The organism is Halomonas sp. CKK8 (assembly GCF_029625235.1).
In the GTDB taxonomy this organism is placed as follows: domain Bacteria; phylum Pseudomonadota; class Gammaproteobacteria; order Pseudomonadales; family Halomonadaceae; genus Halomonas; species Halomonas ventosae.
The window spans coordinates 1,542,554-1,562,582 of record NZ_CP121193.1 but is presented as its reverse complement, the minus strand read 5'-3'; the positions used below and the strand labels follow the sequence as shown (position 1 = coordinate 1,562,582).

Sequence of the window (20,029 nt, the reverse complement as noted above, 5' to 3'; positions counted from 1 at the left end):
CCGATACCGGGCGGCTAGGCGATCAGGCGCTTGTTGCAAGGCGCCGTGGTGTGCCGCTCGCTGACGGCCGCTTGCCTGCAGCCGCCCATCAGCTATGGTAGCGTGAAGACTCCGCCATTGGCCCTTTCCAACGCAACGGAGGCGCGTGTGCTGACATGGCTGCAACGTCGGCTAGGATTGCAGACCATACCGGGAGTCTTCTTCACCTCGGCTGGCATAGCGGCGCTGTTTGTCGCCATCGCGATTCCCTTTGACGAGGCCGTCGCCAACAATTTCGGCCTGCTCACCGGCTGGGTCGCCGCCAACCTCGGCTGGTTCTACATTCTGGCGGTCAGCGCGCTGCTGGTCTTCCTGCTCGGCCTGGCCGCAAGCCGCTATGGTAATATCCGCCTGGGCGACGACGACAGCCGCCCCGATTACTCCAACCTTACCTGGTTCACCATGCTGTTTGCCGCCGGCATCGGGACCATCCTGATGTTCTGGGGCGTGGCGGAGCCGATTTCCCACTTCGCCCATCCGCCCTTCGATGGCGTCACGCCAGGCTCGGAGCGGGCGGCCAGCGATGCCATGACCCTCGCGCTGTACCACTTCGGCCTGCACACCTGGACCATCTTCGCCATGCCGGGCCTGGCGATCGGATACTTTGCCTACCGCCACCATCTCCCCATGCGCATCAGCAGCCTGTTCTACCCCATTCTGGGCGAACGCGCCTTTGGGCCCTGGGGCTGGGCCATCGATGTAATCGCCGTGCTGGGCACGCTGTTCGGGGTCGCCACCTCGCTGGGGCTGGGCACGCTGCAGCTGAACAGCGGCCTGAACTATCTGGTAGGTGCGCCCACCAGCCCACTGGTCCAGGTCGGCCTGATCACCGTCATCACCGGCATCGCCGCTACCTCGGTCGCCCTCGGGCTAGACAAGGGCGTTCGCCGCCTCTCCCAGGTCAATATCGTCCTGGCCATGCTGCTGCTGGCGTTCGTGAGTCTTGTGGGCCCCACGGTGTTCATTGCCGAGGGCATGGTGCAGAGCGTGGGCGACTACCTCAGCGCCCTGCCCTGGCTGGCCTTCTGGACCGAAACCTACAGGGAGACCGACTGGCAGCGGCAGTGGACCCTGTTCTACTGGGCCTGGACCATTTCCTGGGCGCCCTATGTCGGCATCTTCATCGCCCGCATTTCACGGGGACGCACCATTCGCGAGTTCGTGGGCGGCGTGCTGTTTGCCCCCACGGCCTTCACGCTGGTGTGGTTCGGCATCTTCGGGCTCTCGGCCATCCAGGGGGAAATGAGCGGCCAACTGTCGCTGGCGGACCAGGTGCAGCAGGACCCCTCGGTGGCCATCTTCGCCTTCCTGGAAGGCTTTCCGCTGACGAGCGTGGCCGCGGCCTTGAGCGTGGTCATCATCGTGATCTTCTTTACCACGTCGTCGGATTCCGCCTCGCTGGTGATCGATCTGTTGACCCGGCGCGATGATCAGCCTTCGCTGGTGCGCCAGCGTATTTTCTGGGCCGTTGCGCAGGGCGGCATTGCCGCCACGCTGTTGCTGGCCGGCGGCCTGGACGCCCTGCAGAATGTGATCACCGCCCTGGGGCTTCCCTTCTGCATTCTGCTGGTGTTCATGGGTATCGCACTGCTTCGGGCGCTGCGGGCAGACTATCGCGGCTTCAGCGTCGACGAGCTGGTTCAGGGCAGAGCCTTTCCCGAGGTAGAGGGCTCCGCTACGCCGAAACAGGAGACCGCTGATGTATCAGAAACTATTGCTCGCCATTGACCCGGAAGACGATGGCGAGGGCAAGTGCGCCATCGCGGCGGCCGTGGAACTGCTTGCCGACAACGGCGAGCTCCACCTGGCCAGCGTCTTCCATCCCGGCGGCGGCGGCTTTTTCCCCCATGTGACAGACGAGGCACCGCAGGAGAAGGAAGCCGAGGTCCGCAAGACCCTGGATCTGCTGGTGCGCAAGTACCTGCCGATGGATCGCACCGCCACCCTGCATGCCTTGGCCGGCAATGCCGGCGAGAAGCTGGTGGGCCTGGCGGCGCAGCTCGGTGCCGACCTGATGATCCTGGTGTCCCGCGGCAGCAGCGGGCGCTGGCCACTGCGCCGTGCCACCGTGGAGTACGTAGCGGTGAACGCCCCATGTCGGGTGCTGGTGCTGCCGGCGATGGAGAAGCAACAGGACGCTCAGGCCGATGAAGGGGCCAAGCACGACGGGGGGCGGTAGCCGAATCGCCCATACGCCCCACGCGGTGGCTCAGGACTGAGGGGGGGCTCACGGCTCAGGCGCGGCACCGCTAACGCCGCCCTGCCCTGGCAAGAGCCCTCAGTCCTGTCCGTCGCGCCCGGACGCCGGCTGAGCCTGGCCCGGCTTGGCCTCGGCATCGATATCCTCGCCGATAAAGCCACCGGACTGGCGCCGCCACAGGGCGGCATAGAGGCCGTCATTGGCCAGCAGCTCGCCGTGGGTGCCGCTCTCGACGATCTGTCCCTCGTCTAACACCACCAGGCGATCGAGCATGGCGATGGTCGAGAGGCGGTGGGCGATGGCGATCACCGTCTTGCCTGCCATCAGCGCATAGAGCTGCTCCTGGATCGCCGCCTCCACCTCGGAGTCCAGCGCCGAGGTGGCCTCGTCGAGCACCAGGATCGGTGCGTCCTTGAGCAGCACCCGGGCGATGGCGATGCGCTGGCGCTGGCCGCCGGAGAGCTTGACGCCGCGCTCGCCGACGTGGGCATCCAGGCCACGCCGCCCCTGGAGGTCCACCAGCTCGTCGATGAAGGCGTCGGCATGGGCCCGGCGCACGGCCTCACGGATCGACGCCTCGCTGGCCTGGGGGCTGCCGTAGCGGATGTTGTCGCGCACCGAGCGGTGCAGCAGCGAGGTGTCCTGGGTGACCATGCCGATATGCCGTCGCAGCGATTCCTGGGTCGCGGCGGTGATCTCCTGGCCGTCGATCAGGATGCGCCCGCCCTCCAGATCGAAGAAGCGCAGCAGGAGACTGGCAAGGGTCGACTTGCCGGCCCCGGAGCGACCGATCAGCCCCACCTTCTCGCCGGGGGCGATGGTCAGGTCCAGGCCGTCGAAGACGCGCACGCCCTCGCCGTCGGGGCGGGCATAGCCGAAGCGCAGCCCCTCGAAGCGGATCTCCCCATGCGGCACCACCAGCTCGGTGGCGTCGGGGCGGTCCCTGACCGCGGGCTCCCGGGCGATGGTATTGATGCCGTCCTGCACCGTGCCGATGTTCTCGAACAGCCCGGCCACCTCCCAGAGGATCCAGTTGCTCATGAAGCGGATGCGCATCACCAGCGCGATGGCCACGGCGATGGCACCCAGCGACACCGCCTCCAGGTACCAGGCACCGATGGCCACGGCGGCGATCCCGGTTGAGCAGGGTCAGGCTCACGGTGAGGCCGGTGGCCAGGCGCATCTGGCGGTGCACGGTGACCATGAAGCCCTCCATGGCGTCGCGGGCATAGGCCTGTTCGCGGCGGGTGTCGGCGAACAGCTTGATGGTCTGGATGTTGCTGTAGCTGTCGACGATGCGCCCGGTCATCAGCGCCCGGGCGTCGGCCTGGGCCATGGAGACCGCCCGCAGCCGCGGCACGAAGCCCCACAAGATGGCGTTATAGCCGGCCAGCCAGAGCACCAGCGGTAGCATCAGCCAGGGCTCGGCCTGGCCCATCAGCAGCATGGCGCCGGCGAAGTAGACGACCACGTAGACCATCAGGTCCATCAGCTTCATCACCGTCTCGCGGATCGCCAACGCCGTCTGCATCACCTTCTGGGAGACCCGGCCGGCGAACTCGTCCTGGTAGAAGGCGAGGCTCTGGCCGAGCATGTGGCGATGGGCCAGCCAGCGACCGATCATCGGGTAGTTGCCAAAGATGCTCTGGTGGGTCACCAGCGCCTGGAGCAGGGTCAGCAGCGGCAGGCCGACCACCACCAGCGCCGCCATGCCCGCCAGGCGCCAGCCGTACTCGGCCAGAAAGCCCTCGCGCTCGGCATCGGCCAGCCAGTCCACCAGCTCGCCCATGTAGTGGAAGAACAGCACCTCCGCGGCCGAGACCAGCGCCGTGACCAGCGACATGGCGACCAGCAGCCCCAGCACCGGGCGCGAGAAATGCAGGATGAAGGCGAACAGCCCCCGGGGCGGTGTTTCCTGGTTTCCCTCGGGATAGGGGTTCACCGGGTCTCGAAGTAGCGCAAGAGAGCGCGAAACATGGCAGCAGTCCGATTGCTTGGGATGACGCAGGCGTGTTGACTACCCTTCTAGATCCCGGCGCTTGCGCTCATATTCATCCCGCTCGATTTCGCCCCGTGCATAGCGTTCTTGCAGGATGTCGAGCGCTGTTTTCCGAGACGCGTTGCCACTGTCCTTGCCACTCACCCACAGCCACCGTAAAAGCGCGACGGCTCCCAGGATGACCAGCCCCCAGAACAGGATCATGAAAATCCCGCCAAAGCCCATCCATCCATGCCCATTGCCCCAACCCATCATGCTGATCTCCTGAAACCCGTGGGAAACCGTCCTATCCGCCGCGTGGATCTTGCCGTCAGCGGAGCGGCCCGGGTATCCGGCCCGAGCGGCCTGACCGTGCCTAGGTAAAGCCCGCCAGGCGATGCCACTTCCGCGCGCTTGCGGATGTTGCCGATACCCACGGTACCGGATATCTGTCCAGATGACAGGAAGCCTACCGAGTGCTCGAGGAGACGCTCAACGCCGTCACCGTGAGCAGGATCAGGCCCATGCCGACCAGTTCGAGCCCGACCAGGCGCTCGTCGAGCAACAGGATGCCGAACAGCGAGGCCGTGACCGGCTCGACCATGGCCACGATGGCGGCCACAGCCGGGGCGGTATCGTTGAGCCCGACGACATAGAGGATGAACGACACGCCGGCGCCGAGCACCCCTAGCGTGACGAAGAGCGGCCAGCTCGGGGTGCCCAAGGCCGAGAGGGTCTGGCCCGTGTCGCCCAGCGGGAAGAGGATCAGCGAGAGGACCGCGAAGGCGATGACGAGGGTGGCCTGGGGGCTGCCGTGGGGGGCGGCGTACTTGAAGCCGAAGATGAAGAGCGCATAGGAGAGCCCGGCGAGCAGCCCGGCGATGACGCCGATGGGGGTCACCCCGCCCGGCTGGATGTCGTAGATGCGCGTCAGCAGCACGATCCCCAGCATGACCATTGCGATGGCGGCCCACTTGAGCGGCGTGGGCCGTTCGAGCCTGAGGGCGAAGGAGACGAGAAAGACGAACACCGGGGCGCAGTACATCAGCGTCGCCGCCACCGCCACGCTGCCCTGGGAGATGCTCACGAAGTAGAAGGTGAAGTTGCCGGCCACGCCCAGGCCGGCCATCAGCGACCAGCCCCATAGCCGGCGATCGGCCAGGCCGCTGCCGCCCGGGCGCAGCGCCAGCCAGGCGAGCACGAACAAGAGGCCGATGGCGCCGCGGTAGAACGAGACGACCAGCGGGTCCCAGCCGTCGGCCATGAGCATGCCACCAATGCCGCCGGACAGCCCCCAGAACAGGGCGGCCAGCATCACGCATGCGGTACTCACCCCTGCCATCTGACCTCCTGCTGGCGCCGCTGCGTCCATGGCTCGCGCCGCGGCCGGTGGCGCGAGCCGATCGGGGCCTGCAGGATGCCGCCTACCTCGCCGGCGTGACAACCCGGCCAGGCGTCACTCGGCACGCGAGGCGATGCGGTACCAGAGGGCATAGAGCGCCGGCACGAACAGCAGGGTGATCAGGGTACCCACGGCCACGCCGCCGATCAGCACGTAGGCCAGCGGCCCCCAGAAACTGTCCAGGGTCAGGGGAACGAAGGCCAGCATCGCCGCCACCGCCGTGAGCACCACCGGGCGGGCGCGCTGCACGGCCGCCTCCACCACGGCGTCGCGCATCGCCATCCCGGCGTTGGCGTTATCCGCGACCTGCTGGGTGAGGATCAAGGTGTTGCGCATCAGGATGCCCGCCAGGCCGATCAGCCCCAGGGTCGCCACGAAGCCGAACGGCTGCTGGAACAGCAGCAGCGCCGCCACCGCGCCGATCAGCCCCAGCGGCGCCGTGGCCACCACGATGAAGGTGCCGGCAAAGGAGCGCATCTGCAGCATGATGAAGATCAGCATCAGCACCACCATCAATGGCTGCAGGGCCTGGATCGAGGCCTGTGCCTTGTCCGACTGCTCCACCGAGCCACCGATCTGCAGCTCGTAGCCGGCGGGCAGGCGCTCCCGCACCCCCGCCAGCGCCTCCCAGACCTCCAGGGTCACGTCGTTGGGCTGGGCGCCCTCGATCTCGGCATTCACGGCCACGAAGGGTCGGCGGTTGTAGCGCTTGATCACCGGCTCTTCAAAGACGGTTTCCAGCTCGCCGAGCTGGGTGAGCGGCACCCGCTGGCCGTCGCGATTGACCACCTCGAGGCTCTGCAGGTCGGCGATGTCCTGGGCGGCCCCGCGCCCCACGGCGGGCACCAGGCGGATGCCGTCGCGCAGCTCGGTGATGGTGATACCGTCCAGCTGGAACTGCAGCTGTCGCGCCACCTCGTCCGGCGTCAGGCCGATCAGCCGCAGCCGGTGATGGTCGATCGCCAGGTGCAGCCGGGGCACGCGCTCGTCCCACTCCAGGTGCGGGTCGCGGGTGGCGGGATGTTCGGCGATCACCTCGCGCACCTCGTGGCCGATCTCGCGCAGACGGTCGGGGTCGTCGCCGAGCACGCGGATGCTCACCGGCCAGTCCACCGGCGGGCCATAGAGCAGCTTCTGCACGCGAACCCGCGCCTCGGGGAAGGCGCCGGCCGCGATGCGCTCGTTGAGCCTCTCGATCAGCCGCTCCCGGGCCTTCACGCCCTCGGTCACGGCGATCAGTTTGGCAAACGCCGGGTTGGGCTGCTCCGGGTTGGCGGAGATGAAGAAGCGCGGTGCGCCGGCCCCCACGTAGGCGGAGAGCGAGGCCACGCCCTCGGCCTCGCCGATCATCGCCTCGAGGCGCCGGGTCGTGTCGTCGGTTGCGCCGATGGCCGTGCCCTGCGGATGGTAGACGCTGACCAGCACCTCGGGGCGGTCCGAGCTGGGGAAGAACTGCTTCTCCACCGGCCCAGCCATGCCCGCCACGGCGGCCACCAGCAGGGCCACCGTCACCACCACCACGCTCTTGCGGTAACGCACGCAGGCGCTGATGGCCGCGCGCAGGCGCCGATAGCCGCGGGACTGGTAGGCCTCGTGGGTCGGGTGGGCGACCTTCTGCTCGGGCAACAGCTTGACCCCCAGGTAGGGCGTGAAGACCACGGCGACGACCCAAGACAGCAGCAGCGCGATGCCCAGCACCCAGAAGATGTTGCCGGCATACTCGCCCACGGCGGACTGGGCAAAGCCGATCGGCACGAAGCCGGCCACCGTGACCAGGGTGCCGAACAGCATCGGCGCGGCGGTGACGTTCCAGGCGTGGGCGGCGGCCTCGAGTCGGTCCCAGCCCTCCTCCATCTTCACGATCATCATCTCGATGGCGATGATGGCATCGTCGACCAGCAGCCCCAGGGCGATGATCAGCGCGCCCAGGGTGATGCGATCGAGGTTGATGCCCATTGCCAGCATCACCACGAAGGTCAGCGCCAGCGTCGCCGGAATGGCGATGCCGACCACGATGCCGGCGCGCAGCCCCACGGCCAGCATGGTGACCAGCATCACCACCAGCACGGCAACCAGGAACTTCACCTGGAAGAGGTTCACGGCCCCGGCGATGGCATCCGCCTGGTCGGTCATCACGTCGAGCGACATGCCCAGCGGCAGCCGCTCGCGCTCCTGCTGCCAGAAGGCGCTCAGGCGCTCGCCGAATTCGAGGCCGTTCTCGCCGTTCTGCATCACCACGCCCAGCAGCAGTGCCTGCTCGCCGAAGGCGCGCACCAGATAGCTCGGGGGGTCTTCATAGCCGCGCGAGACCTCGGCGATGTCGCCCAGACGGATCAATCGCTCACCGATGCGAATGGGCACCTCGGCCAGCGCCTCGGGGTCCGAGAGGTCCTGGTTCAGGCGCAGGTACAGGCGCGGGCCATCGGTATCCACGCGCCCGGCGGGCAGCAGGCGGTTGTGCGCCTCGATGGCGGCGAAGACGGCCTGGGGAGAAATCCCCAAGCTCTGCAGCCTGGCCAGGTCGAAGTCGAGATGCATGCGCTCCTGGCGCTCGCCCAGCACCTGCGCCTTGTTGACGCCCTCGACCCGCTGCAGGCGATCGCGAATATCCTCGGCCTCGCGCACCATCTCGCGCATCGGCATGTCCGGGGCGCGCAGGGCGACCAGCGAGAAGTAGACGTCGCCGAAATCCTCGTTGAGCAACGGGCCCACCACGCCGTCGGGCAGGCTCGGGGCGGCGTCCTGCATGCGGCGGCGCACCTGGTAGAAGCGCTCGGACATCTCCTCGCCGGGGGTGTAGTCCTCGAACTCCACCTTGAGATCGGCGCGCCCCGGACGAATGGTGGTCTCGATGCGGTAGAGATCGTCGACCTCCTGGATGCGCTTCTCCAGCGGGTCCACCACGCTCTCCTGGATCTCTTCCGGCGAGGCGCCGGGCCATACGGCCGAGACCATCATCACCCTCACGGTGAAGTCGGGGTCCTCCGCGCGCCCCATGGAGGCGAAGGCATAGAGGCCCGCCAGCAGCGCGATCACCAGGAAGAACAGCGTAACGGCGCGCTCGCGGACGGCCAGCGCGGAGAGGTTGGGAAAGCTCACGGTGTGCCCTTCTCCTCCAGCGGGCGCACCGCCATGCCCGGCGTGAGCAGGTGGGTCCCCAGGCTGATCACCGCCTGCCCCGCCTCGAGCCCCTCGCCGCTGACCCAGGCCTGCTCGCGGGTGATGCGCTCAACGGTCACCGCCAGCGGCTGCGCCTGGCCCTCCACGATCCGCCATAGCTGCGCTCCGTCGCCGCGCTCGTCCAGCGCCGCCACCGGCACCCGGAAGTGCCCGGCACCCTCGCCGTCCGCCAGCGGGAAACGAGCCTCGACGATGTCGCCCAGGCCGCGTTCCTCGAGCGGCTCCTCCAGCCGGTAGCGGGCGCGCCAGGTGCGGCTCGCGGGGTCGGCGGCACCGGCCACCTCGCGGCGGGCCAGGGCGATGCGGCGCTCGTCCAGCCGCAGCTCGCCGGTTTCCGGCGGGCGCAACCGGGCAGGAAAATTGACCTCGACCTCGCGCATGCCCTCCTGGGCCAGGCGCGCCACTGCCTGGCCGGTGCCCACCACCTGCCCCGGCTCGCCGCTGACCTCGATCAGCACACCATCGGCCTCGGCGCGCAGGGTCGCGTAATCCAGCGCATTGCGGGCCTGGGCCACGCGGGACCTGGCGGCGTCACGACGGGTGGTGGCCTCGCGCACGCGAAGCTCGGCGCGCTCGAAGGCCTGGCGGCTGAGGTAGTCCTTCTCCAGCAGCTGCCGGTCGCGGGCGAGGTCCGCCTCGGCCACGGCCAGCGACGCCTCGGCCGCGGCCAGCTCCGCGCGGGCCGCGGCCAGCGCCTCTTCCAGGTCGCTCGGGTCGAGGGTAAACAGCACCTCCCCCTGGCGAACCGCCTGCCCGGCATCGACATGGCGCGTGGCAATCCGGCCGCTGACCTGGAAGGCCTGGGGGGTTTCGTAGCGGGCGCGCAGCACCCCGGTCAGCGAAAGCGTGGCGGCCGAGTTCGCCGTCAGCGTGGCGGTCCTGACCCAGCGGGGCTCGCTGTCCGTCGATGGCGCCGGGGCCTGCTCCTGACAGCCCGCCAACAGCAGCAACATCAACAGCGGTAGGACGAGGTTAGGCATCGAGCATCCTTGGCAGTGGCGGTGACAGTGGAGCCGCGCAGAGAGTCAAGGCGCGGACCGGGCCGTGGCCGCGTAGGGCTCGCCACGGGGGTATGCCACCAATAGATTCAAACAGTTATTTTAAACAATCATACCAGCTGCAGTCTTGAGACAATCGGACGCAGCGTTATCCCGGACGCGGCAACTTTCTCTGCCGAACGCCTGTCGCACCCGGCCCACCCAGCGCCTGGCCGCGCATGACCATAACGCAACGCCCCCACGCCAGGCAGCTGGCGCGGGGGCGTTGTGATGCAGGGCGTCGTCGGCTCCCGACGGCGCGTTACGCCTGCGCCATGGCGACCCCGGCCCGGGCCGCGCGGTGGGCGTGGAGCTTCTGGTAGCTCTCGATCAGGCGCTGGTGCTTCTCCAGCCCCTCCAGCGCCATGCTGGTCGGGGCCAGGCCATGGAAGCGCACGCTGCCGTTCACCGAGCCTATCACGGCCTCCATGGTCGCCTCGCCGAACATGCGCCGGAAGTTGTGCAGGAAGTCGTCCAGTGCCAGCTCGTCGTCGAGGAGGACCTCCAGTACCGCACTCACCGCGCGATAGAAGAGGTTACGCGCCACGGTGTTGTCGTTGTATTGCAGGAAGATGTCGACCCGCTCCAGCGCTTCCTCGTGCTGGCCCAGCGCCAGGTTGATCAGCAGCTTCAGCTCGAGGATGGTGAGCTGGCCCCACTCGGTGTTCTCGTCGAACTCGATGCCGATCAGGGTGATGATGTCCTGGTGGTCGTCGATCTGGCTCTCCTCCAGGCGCTCGAGCAGGTCGCCCAGCTGGGCGTCGCTGAGCTCGTGCAGGTGCAGGATGTCCTCACGGAACAGCAGCGCCTTGTTGGTGTTGTCCCAGATGAGGTCCTCCACCGGGTAGACCTCGGAGAAGCCGGGCACCAGGATGCGGCACACCGGCGCGCCCAGGTCCTCATGGACGGCCATGTAGGATTCCAGCCCCAGTTCCTCGAGGATGCCGAACAGGGTCGCGGCCTCCTGGGCCGTACTGTTGGAACCGCTGCCGGAGAAGTCCCAGTCGACGAACTCGACGTCCGCCCGGGCGCTGAAGAAGCGCCAGGAGACCAGCCCCGAGGAGTCGATGAAGTGCTCGACGAAGTTGTTGGGCTCGGTGACGGCCAGCGTATTGAAGGTGGGCGGCGGGAAGTCGTTGAGGCCCTCGAAGCTGCGGCCCTGGAGCAGCTCGGTGAGGCTGCGCTCCAGCGCCACCTCGAAGCTCGGGTGGGCGCCGAAGGAGGCGAAGACACCGCCTGTCTTGGGGTTCATCAGGGTGACGCACATCACCGGGAACTGCCCGCCCAGCGAGGCATCCTTGACCAGCACCGGGAAGCCCTGGGCCTCCAGCGCCTCGATGCCCTCGACGATGGCGGGATAGCGCGCCAGCACCGCCTGGGGCACGTCCGGCAGCGCCAGTTCCTCCTCGATGATCTGCTTCTTCACCGCCCGCTCGAAGATCTCCGAGAGGCACTGCACCTGCGCCTCGTGCAGGGTGTTGCCGGCGCTCATGCCGTTGCTGAGGTAGAGGTTCTCGATCAGGTTGGAGGGGAAGTAGACCACCTCGCCGTCCGAGTGGCGCACGAAGGGCAGCGAGACGATGCCGCGCGCCTGCTGGCCGGAGTTGGTGTCGATCAGGTTCGAGCCGCGAAGCTCCCCCTCCGGGTCGTAGATCGCCCGGCAGTACTCGTCGAGGATGCCCGCCGGCAGCTCATCGTTCGGCCCCGGCTGGAACCACTCCTCGTTGGGGTAGTGGACGAAGGCACTGCCGGCGATCCGCTCGCCGAAGAACTGGTCGTTGTAGAAGAAGTTGCAGCTCAGCCGCTCGATGAACTCGCCCAGCGCCGAGCAGAGCGCGCTCTCCTTGGTGGCACCCTTGCCGTTGGTGAAGCACATCGGCGAGGCGGCGTCGCGGATGTGCAGCGACCAGACGTGGGGCACGATGTTGCGCCAGGAGGCGATCTCGATCTTCATGCCCAGGTCGGCCAGGATCGCGGTCATGTTGGCGATGGTCTGCTCCAGCGGCAGGTCCTTGCCCTCGATCCAGGTGGCGCCCTCGCCGGTCGCCTTGCCCAGCAGCAGCGCCTGGGCGTCCTCGTCGATGTTGTCGACCGCCTCGACCTGGAACTCGGGCCCGGTCTGCACCACCTTCTTCACCGTGCAGCGGTCGATGGAGCGCAGGATGCCCTGGCGATCCTTGTCCGAGAGGTCCGCCGGCAGCTCCACCTGGATCTTGAAGATCTGGTTGTAGCGGTTGTCCGGGTCGACGATGTTGTTCTGCGACAGCCGGATGTTCTCGGTGGGGATATCGCGCGCGTTGCAGTAGACCTTGACGAAGTAGGCCGCGCACATCGCCGAGGAGGCCAGGAAGTAGTCGAACGGCCCCGGCGCCGAGCCATCCCCCTTGTAGCGGATGGGCTGGTCGGAGATGACCGTGAAGTCGTCGAACTTGGCCTCCAGCCGGAGGTTGTCGAGATAGTTGACCTTGATTTCCATGGACAAAGCACCGGGTGTCGATTCAGGGGGCGTAAGCGCAACCGGCCATTATCCAGCTTTTTCCGGGCTTCGTCTTGGGGTGGTGGTCAAAAATTCGCCAATCCGAGTGCCCCGGGGGCCATGCCCTGCTCGTCCCGGGGCCCTGAGATTGGCGGGGAACGGCATGCCGATGGCGGCTCAGGCCAGTGAGCGGGTGCCTGCCGCCTGCGTGAGAGACGCCGCCAGGCGCCATGCCGCCGATGCTCAATACCGGTAGCGGAACTCGATCATGTGGAAATCCGCCCCGGTCGTATCCGATCCATTGACGCCGGCATCGGAATAGTGAAGAAACCGATAGCCGAGCCCCAGCTGTCGATACAAAGGCCCCCCGATGCCCAGGGTCAGGGCGAACTGGAAGGGGCCACCATAATCCTGCGTGCCGAAGCGATGCCGACTGAACAGGGCCCCCCCCGCGCCCAGGTCCAGGAGGAATCGCCCGTCCTGGCTCCCGAGCGTCAATTCCGGGATGGCCGACACGACGAGCGCGTTTTCCCCCGCCCCCCGCAACAGGCCGGCACTCGCCATCAACCGGGTGCCCATCCCCCAGCCCGAGGTGGAGTAGCTCTCCCAGGGCAGCGCGACATTGGCCGACAGGTCGTACTCCTTGAAATCCTCCGGCGCCTCATCCCCCAGCAGGGTCTTCTCCGAGAGTCGGGCACGCAGGCCGAGACTCTGCAATGCCAGGTCATCGGCGAAGCTCGGCGGGGTAGCGAGCAGGCAAGCGAGGACGATGGGTAACAGCCCGAAAGATACTGAATGGTGAGGCATTCCGCTCACTGGCATCGTCGGCTCACCTGAAGGAAAGGCTTACGGATCAGGGTCATGTTAGCGGCGGGAAGCGAGCCGGGCGAGTCGATTATTCCTGGGAACCGCGGCCGCCTCGGTCGCCCAAAGGTCACGCAGCGGTGGTTTCCCGGCACGCGGGTCGGGCGTAGGCTGGACGGGCACCCGCGCGGAGGAGCACGCATTGTCTCGATCGAACGATTTCCAGGCACCCGACGAGGCCCGACGACTGCGGCTGGTCTACGATGGCGACTGCCCGATGTGTCGGCGCTATGTGAGCTGGCAGCGCATTCACCGCGACGTCGGCGAACTCGAGCTGATCGATGGGCGCCAGGCCAGCGAGGCACGCCGCGAGCTCAGCGCCCAGGGCATCGACCTGGACCAGGGCTTCGCCCTGCAGGTCGGCGATCGCTGGTATCACGGCAGCGAGGCCCTGCATCGCCTCACCCTGCTCGGCACGCGAAGCGGCGTGTTCAACCGGCTGATGTATCGCCTGTTCGCCAGCCCCCGGCGCGCCGCCCGCCTCTACCCTGGGCTCAAGGCCTGTCGCAATGGCCTGCTGCGCCTGTGCCGCATTCCGCCCATCGACAACCTGCGCCGGTGAGCGGCACCGGCGGCACACGCCTTCACGGGCGGCCGGCTCTCCGTCGCAACCAGAGCTTCTCCAGCTCCAGCACCGCGAACAGGCCGATGCCGATCAGCACGATCTCGAGGCCGTGGACGAAGTCCACCGGCCGGGTGTCGAAGAAGCGTTCCATGAAGGGCGCGTAGGTGAATATCAGCTGCAACACGGCCACCACGGCGACGGCGATGAGGGCGGCGCGGGAATCGACCATGTGCACCCAGCTCAGGGAGGGCGTGCGCAGGAAGCGGACGCTGAACAGGTAGAAGATCTCCATCACCACCAGGGTGTTGACGGCGTAGGTGCGGGCCTCCTCCAGGCTTGCCCCCTCGGCAAGGGCCAGCCGGAATATCCCGAACACGCCGGCCGCCATCAGCACGGCCACCAGGGCGATACGCCACAGCAGGAACCCCGAGATCATGGCCTCGTCGGCCGGCCGAGGTGGCCGGCGCATGGTATCCGGCTCGGTGGCCTCGAAGGCCAGGGCCATCGCCAGCGCCACGGAGCTGACCATGTTGACCCAGAGGATCTGCACCGGGGTGATCGGGAGAGTAAGGCCGAACAGCACCGCGACCAGGATGCTCATGGCCTCCCCGCCGTTGATGGGCAGCAGGAAGACGATCGCCTTCTTCAGGTTGTCGTAGACGGTACGTCCCTGTTCCACCGCGCGCACGATGGAGGCGAAGTTGTCGTCGCGATGACCATCTCCGAGGCCTCCTTGGCCGCCTCGGTGCCCTTGCGGCCCATGGCGATCCCCACGTCGGCCCGCTTCAGGGCAGGGGCATCGTTCACGCCGTCGCCGGTCATGGCGACGATCGCACCCTGGGCCTGCAGGAGGGTAACCAGGCGCAGCTTGTGCTCGGGGCTGACCCGGGCATAGACGTCCACATCCGCGACGCGCCGGGCCAGGGCCTCGTCGTCCATGCTTTCTAGGTGCTGCCCGGTGATCACCTCATCGCAGTTGGAAAGGTCGAGCTGGGCGGCGATCGCCCGGGCGGTGCCGGCATGGTCCCCGGTGATCATCTTGACCCGGATCCCCGCCTCCCGGCAGTCGGCGACGGCCCTTATGGCCTCCTCACGGGGCGGATCGATCAGGCCGAGCAGCCCGAGCAGCACCAGGCCCGATGCCACATCGGCGAAATCCACCGACTGGGCCTGCGCGGGCATGGGCTTGCAGGCCACCGCCAGCACGCGCTGCCCTTCCGCCGCCAGGGCCTCGATGTGCTGCTCCCAGGCCTCGAGGTCCAGCGGCGCCTCGCCCTGCTCGCCCCATACGGCGTGGCAGGCCCGCAGCACCGCCTCCGGCGCGCCCTTGACGTAGACGAATGCCTCCCCCTGGTGGTCGTGATGCAGGGTGGCCATGAACCGGTGCTCGGCATCGAAGGGAATGAGGTCGGTGCGCGGGTTCGCGGCGCGTTCGTCATCGGCATCCAGCCCGCCCTTCAGCGCGGCGGTGATCAATGCCCCCTCCATGGGGTCGCCATGCACCTGCCAGCCCTCCTCCGCCTGCTCCAGGGTGGCATCATTGCACAGCAGGCCCGCCCGCAGGATCCGACACAGCCAGGGGTGTCGGGCCGGGTCGAGGGCCTCCTCGCCATGCAGGAAGCCGCCGCGCGGGCGGTAGCCCTCGCCTTCCACCCGGCAGCGGCCCGCGGCCGAGACCAGGCTCTGGACCATCATCTCGTTGCGGGTCAGGGTGCCGGTCTTGTCGGAGCAGATCACGCTGAGTGAGCCCAGCGTCTCCACGACCGGCAGGCGGCGGATGATGGCATGGCGACCGGCCAGACGCTGGACACCGATGGCCAGGGTCACGGTGAGGATGGCCGGCAGCCCTTCGGGAATGGCCGCGACGGCCAGGCCCACCACCGTCATGAACATCTCGGCGGGCGCCATGTCGCGCCAGAGGATGCCGAACAGGAAGATCAACAGGGCCAGCCCCAGCACGGCACCCGTCAGCCAGCGCGAGAAGGTCGCCATCTGGCGCAACAGCGGCGTGGTGAGGGTCTCGACCTGCGACACCAGGCGGCTGATGCGGCCGATCTCGGTATCCGCCCCCGAGCCCACCACGATGCCGGCCCCCTGGCCGTGGGTCACCAGGGTGCCGGAGTAGGCCATGTCGAGGCGATCGCCGAGCACCGCATCGGGCGGGACCGGGTCGATGGACTTCTCCTGGGCCACCGACTCGCCGGTCAGTGCCGCTTCCTCGATCTGCAGGCCACGGGCGCGCCACAGGCGCAGGTCGGCCGGCACCCGGTCACCGGCCTGCAGCAGCACGACGTCGCCGGGCACCAGCGCCTCCGCCGGCACGGTGTACTGACGCCCTTCGCGAACGACCATGGCCCGGGCAGAGAGCATGTCCCGAATCGCCCTCAGGGCGTCCTCGGCCTTGCCCTCCTGGACGAAGCCGATGACGGCATTCACCAGCACTACCCCCACGATCACGGCCGTATCCACCCAGTGACCGAGCAGGGCCGTGATCAAGGCAGCCCCGAGCAGCACGTAAATCAGCAAATTGCGGAATTGGGCCAGGAAGCGAACCAGCGGCCCCCGGGGCCTGGCCTCGGGCAAGCGGTTGAGGCCGTAGCGTTCGCGGCGTCGGGCCACCTCCGCTTCATCCAGCCCCGTCTCCGGCGAAACGGCCCAGTGCTGCGCCACGGCATCGGCCGGCCGTGAATGCCACTGGGGCGTGCTTGAGCTTGCCGAGTCGTTCATTGCGCCCTCATCACTCAGCTCGCTCGCCGACGACGCCCTCAATGCCACGCGAGCCCGACGTTTGATCGGGTGACGAGACATGGGGCCAGGGTCACTTTAGGGTGACCGGCGAGACAAACCCCGGCGGCTTCAGCGCCAGCACCGAACACTGCAGTTGATGGAGCACCGCCTCGGCCGTGTTGCCGATGATGAAACCCGGGATACCGGTTCGCGCCACCGTCCCCATCACGACCAGGTCCGCCTTCAGCTTCTCGACCAGTTGGGGAATCTGCTGGCGCGCCCGCCCCATGGGCAAGTGGACCCGGGGAGACAGGTAGTCATAGGCTTCCGCGCCGATGCGCTCGCGAAGTCGATAGGTCAGCCTATCCATGCCGACCTGGTGACGGGACTGCTCCATCTCGACGATGTGACGCTCGGTCGTGTCGGGATCGTTGGCCCAGAGGCCCACGAAACCGGCTTCCGGCGCATCCCAGGCATGCACGAGATGCAGCTCGGCGAAGTCCGACAGGGCCAGAGAGAAGGCAAGGTCCAGGATACTGTCGTTGAGCACCTGCTCATCGGGCACGGCTCGGTGGACGTCGACATCGACGGCCGCGACGATGCAGCGGTAGTTGGGCTTCTCCTCCGGCTTCATCAGCCAGACCGGACAGGGGCACTTGCGCATCAGGTGCATGTCATCACTGCCGAACAGCAGCCGGCTCCACTCCGGGTTTTCTGCCGTCTTGATCACGAGATCATGGTCATCCCGCAGCACCGCCCGAATGACCTCGATGAACGTGATGCCGGTCAGCACCTCGAGATGGCAGGCGACTCGGTCGGCATGGGGGGCGATCAGCGACTCGATCCATCCCCGGCGCTCGGCCATCACCGAATCCCGGAACTCCGCGGGGGATGGCCCCCGAGGCGCCAGGGAGAGGTCCAGCATCTCCTCGGGGATGACATCAATGAGGGTCAGCTTCGCCTGGTTGTTCTCTGCCAGCGATACCGCCCGGGCGAGCCCGGCCTCCTGGGGGACCGAGGGCTCGACGACATAGAGGATGTTCCGGAAACGATTCATGCGTTCTCCCCTCCCCGGGATTCGACCGACGCCTGGGAGGCCATCACCCGGATGGCGGCTTCCCTCGCGGCGTCTGCGTAAGGCACCAGCACCAGGTCCACCCCCTCCTGCTCGAACCGTTGGGCCTCCCGAGGCTGGGAGACGGCGACCGCCACCTTCCCCGGGAACCCCTGATGGCGCAGGCCATGCAACAGCGTACGGTTGATGGCGGGGTCCCGGAGGGTACTGACGACCCAGCATGCCTGCTGCAACGGCAGGGTGGCCAGGAACTCCGGATCTTCGGCGTCCCCGTAGCACACCCGGTATCGGTCGCGGACATGCCGCTGGACGGTGGTGGGATCGAAATCCACTGCCAGCAGGCGACAACCGCGCCCCCTGAGGTCGGCTGCGAGTGCCGCGCCGTAGCGGCCCAGCCCGATCAGCAGGACATCCACCTCATTGTTGGCATCCTCCGGGTCGTCGAGTTCCCGGTGCGGCACCCGACGCTCGAAGAGCGAGAGGTGGGGCGCCAGGCGCTCATAGAGGACATGCGAGTAGAGGATCATGTAGGTGGAGACGCTGATGGTGATCAGGCCGACGAGAGTGACCAGCCCCACCGTCTCCTCCTGCAGATGGCCCAGGGCCAGGCCCATGGCCGCCAGGATCAGGGAGAACTCGCTGATCTGGGCCACCGTGAGGCCGGCGAGGAAACCGGTGCGCTTGCGATAGCCCATGTAGCCCATGATGGCCATGACGATCAGCGGGTTGCCGATCAGGACAAAGAACGAAAGGATCAGCGACGCGCCGAGCTGTGCGCCCAGCATGCCAAGGTCCAGGGTCGCCCCCAGCTCGATGAAGAAGAACAGCAGCAGGAAATCGCGCAGGCTTACCAGGCGCGAGGCCACCTGCTCGCGGTAGGGGGTGGAGGCGATGGACACCCCGGCGAGGAAGGCGCCGACCTCCTTGCTGAAGCCGAGGGCTTCGCCGCCCAGGGCGCCAATGACCGCCCAGGCGATGGCAAAGAGCATCAGCAGCTCCGAGGAGTGGGCCAGCCGATGCAGCAGTCTCGGCAGGACGTAGCGCATCAGCAGGGCCAGCCCCGCCAGCATGGCGGCGCCCGTCAACAGCACCCTCAGGGCCTCCCAGGCCATGTTGACGTCGCCGCCGGCCTGGCCGTATGCGGTCAGGCCGATCATCACCAGCACCACGACGATGTCTTGGACGATCAGGAACCCGACCGCGATGCGCCCGTGCAGGGAGTCCACCTCCCGCTTGTCGGACAGCAGCTTGACGATGATGATGGTGCTGGAGAAGGTCAGGGCCACGGCCACGTAGAGGGCCGTCACCGGTGACATGCCGAGCCACAGCGCGATGAGATAACCCATCGCCGAAGTGAAGACCACCTGGCCCAGACCGGAGGCGAGCGCCACCGGCCCCACGGTCCGAATGATGTGCAGGTCGAGCTTCAGCCCCACCACGAACAACAGCAGGGCTATGCCGAGCCGGGCGAACAGCTCGATCTCGGTGCGCTGCTCCACCAGGCTGAAGCCCGAGGGCCCGAGCAGGATGCCCACGCCGATGAAGGCGACGATCAGCGGCTGACGCAGCAACTGCGCCAGTGCGCCTCCCAGCACGGCGAGACCGAGGACCACCCCGATCTGGGCAAACACGCTCTCGAGCATCTTGACTGCCCTCGAATTTGACAACCCAACTCACTGATTTTTCTTTCTTTTAAGGCCCACCTTCGGCCTGCTCTCAAGAGTATACCCTAGCCCATCGCGGGCGGTGTGACCGGATCGAAACACCAGACGGCAGCGTGACGATGGCGCCACGTCGTCTACCCGGCCTGCTCGACGCCCAGGTCCATCGTCCTGAGCCATTGCGACTCACCGGCAGCAGTCGGGAGCCGTCCCTTGCGCCTGTGATTATCGGCCAGCCCAGGATGCACCAGGCCCCGAGCCAGTTGACCGACTCGGGGCCTTTCGTGAATCACTACGGCGAGGGGGTCCCGCCTGGATCCCCCTTGCCAGGCGGGCCCCCTCGCCGTAGCGAAGGAGGGCACGGTCCCGGCGGCCATGGCACGGTGCTGCATGTTGCGTCGGCTGTCGGCCCTCGGGGCAGCGAGGCTACGCTCGCGATTCAGCTTCCAACCCCGTTTGCCAGGACGGCCAGGCCATCGCAGTTATCCAGGCGCAACCCGATGACCTCCTGGTACTCGGGTGAGTCATACCATCCCTTCGCCGCTTCCTTCGAAGGAAACCGCAGCACCACCGTCACATGCCCGGCATCGCCTTCCACGGCGTCGCTTTCGAAATCTGCCGCGAGAATCTCTGCACCATGGGCTTCCAGGATGCTCGGCACAGCCGCAAGGTAGGGATCGTACGCTTCCCGATCATTGATCCGATAGTTGAAGACAAGATAAGCGGACATGTCGTGTTCCCCTTTCCTTCAGGACCCTGAGCCACGAGAAATGTGGCCACCCCCCAGTGGGCGGTCCAAGCCTGTACATTCTAGTCGGCTTCGCG

At 67.4% G+C, this 20,029-nt stretch carries 14 protein-coding genes and 1 pseudogene; 3 read left to right on the top strand and 12 right to left on the bottom strand.

Going from position 1 to position 20,029, the window contains the following annotated elements:
* The first annotated feature begins 30 nt into the window (after window positions 1–30).
* A complete protein-coding gene (locus P8934_RS07375) occupies window positions 31–1,767 on the top strand; it encodes a BCCT family transporter (RefSeq protein WP_278033598.1) in 1,737 nt (578 codons plus the stop codon).
* Window positions 1,739–2,218, top strand: a complete 480-nt coding sequence (locus P8934_RS07370) for a universal stress protein (RefSeq protein WP_278033597.1) — start codon at window positions 1,739–1,741, stop codon at window positions 2,216–2,218. Before P8934_RS07375 ends, P8934_RS07370 begins: the two co-directional genes overlap by 29 nt.
* Window positions 2,219–2,317: 99 nt before the next feature.
* Here P8934_RS07370 and P8934_RS07365 read toward each other — a convergent pair.
* The 7 genes and pseudogenes from P8934_RS07365 to P8934_RS07335 all read right to left on the bottom strand — a co-directional run bounded on the left by P8934_RS07365 (window position 2,318) and on the right by P8934_RS07335 (window position 13,134).
* Window positions 2,318–4,216: pseudogene (locus P8934_RS07365) on the bottom strand (ABC transporter ATP-binding protein).
* Window positions 4,217–4,256: 40 nt separating this feature from the next.
* Window positions 4,257–4,493, bottom strand: a complete 237-nt coding sequence (locus tag P8934_RS07360) for an SHOCT domain-containing protein (protein WP_278033596.1) — start codon at window positions 4,491–4,493, stop codon at window positions 4,257–4,259.
* Window positions 4,494–4,686: 193 nt separating this feature from the next.
* Window positions 4,687–5,559 carry an EamA family transporter gene (locus P8934_RS07355; RefSeq protein WP_278033595.1) on the bottom strand — a complete coding sequence of 291 codons (873 nt, stop codon included), beginning with the start codon at window positions 5,557–5,559 and terminating at the stop codon, window positions 4,687–4,689.
* Between the two features lie 114 nt (window positions 5,560–5,673).
* Window positions 5,674–8,718, bottom strand: a complete 3,045-nt coding sequence (locus P8934_RS07350) for an efflux RND transporter permease subunit (RefSeq protein ID WP_278033594.1) — start codon at window positions 8,716–8,718, stop codon at window positions 5,674–5,676.
* Window positions 8,715–9,779: an efflux RND transporter periplasmic adaptor subunit gene (locus P8934_RS07345; protein ID WP_278033593.1), complete on the bottom strand. Its 1,065-nt coding sequence runs from the start codon at window positions 9,777–9,779 to the stop codon at window positions 8,715–8,717. Before P8934_RS07345 ends, P8934_RS07350 begins: the two co-directional genes overlap by 4 nt.
* A gap of 319 nt (window positions 9,780–10,098) precedes the next feature.
* Complete coding sequence (locus P8934_RS07340) at window positions 10,099–12,312, bottom strand: OsmC domain/YcaO domain-containing protein (RefSeq protein WP_278033592.1); 2,214 nt, start codon at window positions 12,310–12,312, stop codon at window positions 10,099–10,101.
* 243 nt (window positions 12,313–12,555) lie between these two features.
* A complete protein-coding gene (locus P8934_RS07335) occupies window positions 12,556–13,134 on the bottom strand; it encodes an acyloxyacyl hydrolase (RefSeq protein WP_278033591.1) in 579 nt (192 codons plus the stop codon).
* A gap of 184 nt (window positions 13,135–13,318) precedes the next feature.
* On the opposite strand from P8934_RS07335, the gene P8934_RS07330 reads away from it, so the two are divergent.
* Complete coding sequence (locus tag P8934_RS07330) at window positions 13,319–13,738, top strand: DCC1-like thiol-disulfide oxidoreductase family protein (RefSeq protein WP_278033590.1); 420 nt, start codon at window positions 13,319–13,321, stop codon at window positions 13,736–13,738.
* 22 nt (window positions 13,739–13,760) lie between these two features.
* Here P8934_RS07330 and P8934_RS07325 read toward each other — a convergent pair whose 3' ends face one another.
* From P8934_RS07325 to P8934_RS07305, 5 genes are all read right to left on the bottom strand, one after another.
* Window positions 13,761–14,420 carry a cation transporting ATPase C-terminal domain-containing protein gene (locus P8934_RS07325; protein WP_278033589.1) on the bottom strand — a complete coding sequence of 220 codons (660 nt, stop codon included), beginning with the start codon at window positions 14,418–14,420 and terminating at the stop codon, window positions 13,761–13,763.
* Complete coding sequence (locus tag P8934_RS07320; protein ID WP_278033588.1) at window positions 14,387–16,468, bottom strand: HAD-IC family P-type ATPase; 2,082 nt, start codon at window positions 16,466–16,468, stop codon at window positions 14,387–14,389. The genes P8934_RS07325 and P8934_RS07320 overlap by 34 nt, the downstream gene beginning before the upstream one ends.
* A 91-nt stretch (window positions 16,469–16,559) precedes the next feature.
* A complete protein-coding gene (locus P8934_RS07315; RefSeq protein ID WP_278033587.1) occupies window positions 16,560–17,525 on the bottom strand; it encodes a universal stress protein in 966 nt (321 codons plus the stop codon).
* Window positions 17,522–19,186: a cation:proton antiporter family protein gene (locus P8934_RS07310; protein WP_278033586.1), complete on the bottom strand. Its 1,665-nt coding sequence runs from the start codon at window positions 19,184–19,186 to the stop codon at window positions 17,522–17,524. The genes P8934_RS07315 and P8934_RS07310 overlap by 4 nt, the downstream gene beginning before the upstream one ends.
* A 457-nt stretch (window positions 19,187–19,643) precedes the next feature.
* Window positions 19,644–19,934: a DUF1330 domain-containing protein gene (locus P8934_RS07305; protein ID WP_278033585.1), complete on the bottom strand. Its 291-nt coding sequence runs from the start codon at window positions 19,932–19,934 to the stop codon at window positions 19,644–19,646.
* Window positions 19,935–20,029: the final 95 nt, after the last annotated feature.

Bases quoted from the DNA above. Each gene is read 5' to 3' on its own strand.
- P8934_RS07315 (WP_278033587.1), bottom strand. From the start codon at position 17,525: ATGAATCGTTTCCGGAACATCCTCTATGTCGTCGAGCCCTCGGTCCCC.
- P8934_RS07370 (WP_278033597.1), top strand. From the start codon at position 1,739: ATGTATCAGAAACTATTGCTCGCCATTGACCCGGAAGACGATGGCGAG.
- P8934_RS07310 (WP_278033586.1), bottom strand. From the start codon at position 19,186: ATGCTCGAGAGCGTGTTTGCCCAGATCGGGGTGGTCCTCGGTCTCGCC.
- P8934_RS07340 (WP_278033592.1), bottom strand. From the start codon at position 12,312: ATGGAAATCAAGGTCAACTATCTCGACAACCTCCGGCTGGAGGCCAAG.
- P8934_RS07335 (WP_278033591.1), bottom strand. From the start codon at position 13,134: ATGCCAGTGAGCGGAATGCCTCACCATTCAGTATCTTTCGGGCTGTTA.
- P8934_RS07345 (WP_278033593.1), bottom strand. From the start codon at position 9,779: ATGCCTAACCTCGTCCTACCGCTGTTGATGTTGCTGCTGTTGGCGGGC.
- P8934_RS07355 (WP_278033595.1), bottom strand. From the start codon at position 5,559: ATGGCAGGGGTGAGTACCGCATGCGTGATGCTGGCCGCCCTGTTCTGG.
- P8934_RS07305 (WP_278033585.1), bottom strand. From the start codon at position 19,934: ATGTCCGCTTATCTTGTCTTCAACTATCGGATCAATGATCGGGAAGCG.
- P8934_RS07360 (WP_278033596.1), bottom strand. From the start codon at position 4,493: ATGATGGGTTGGGGCAATGGGCATGGATGGATGGGCTTTGGCGGGATT.
- P8934_RS07320 (WP_278033588.1), bottom strand. From the start codon at position 16,468: ATGAACGACTCGGCAAGCTCAAGCACGCCCCAGTGGCATTCACGGCCG.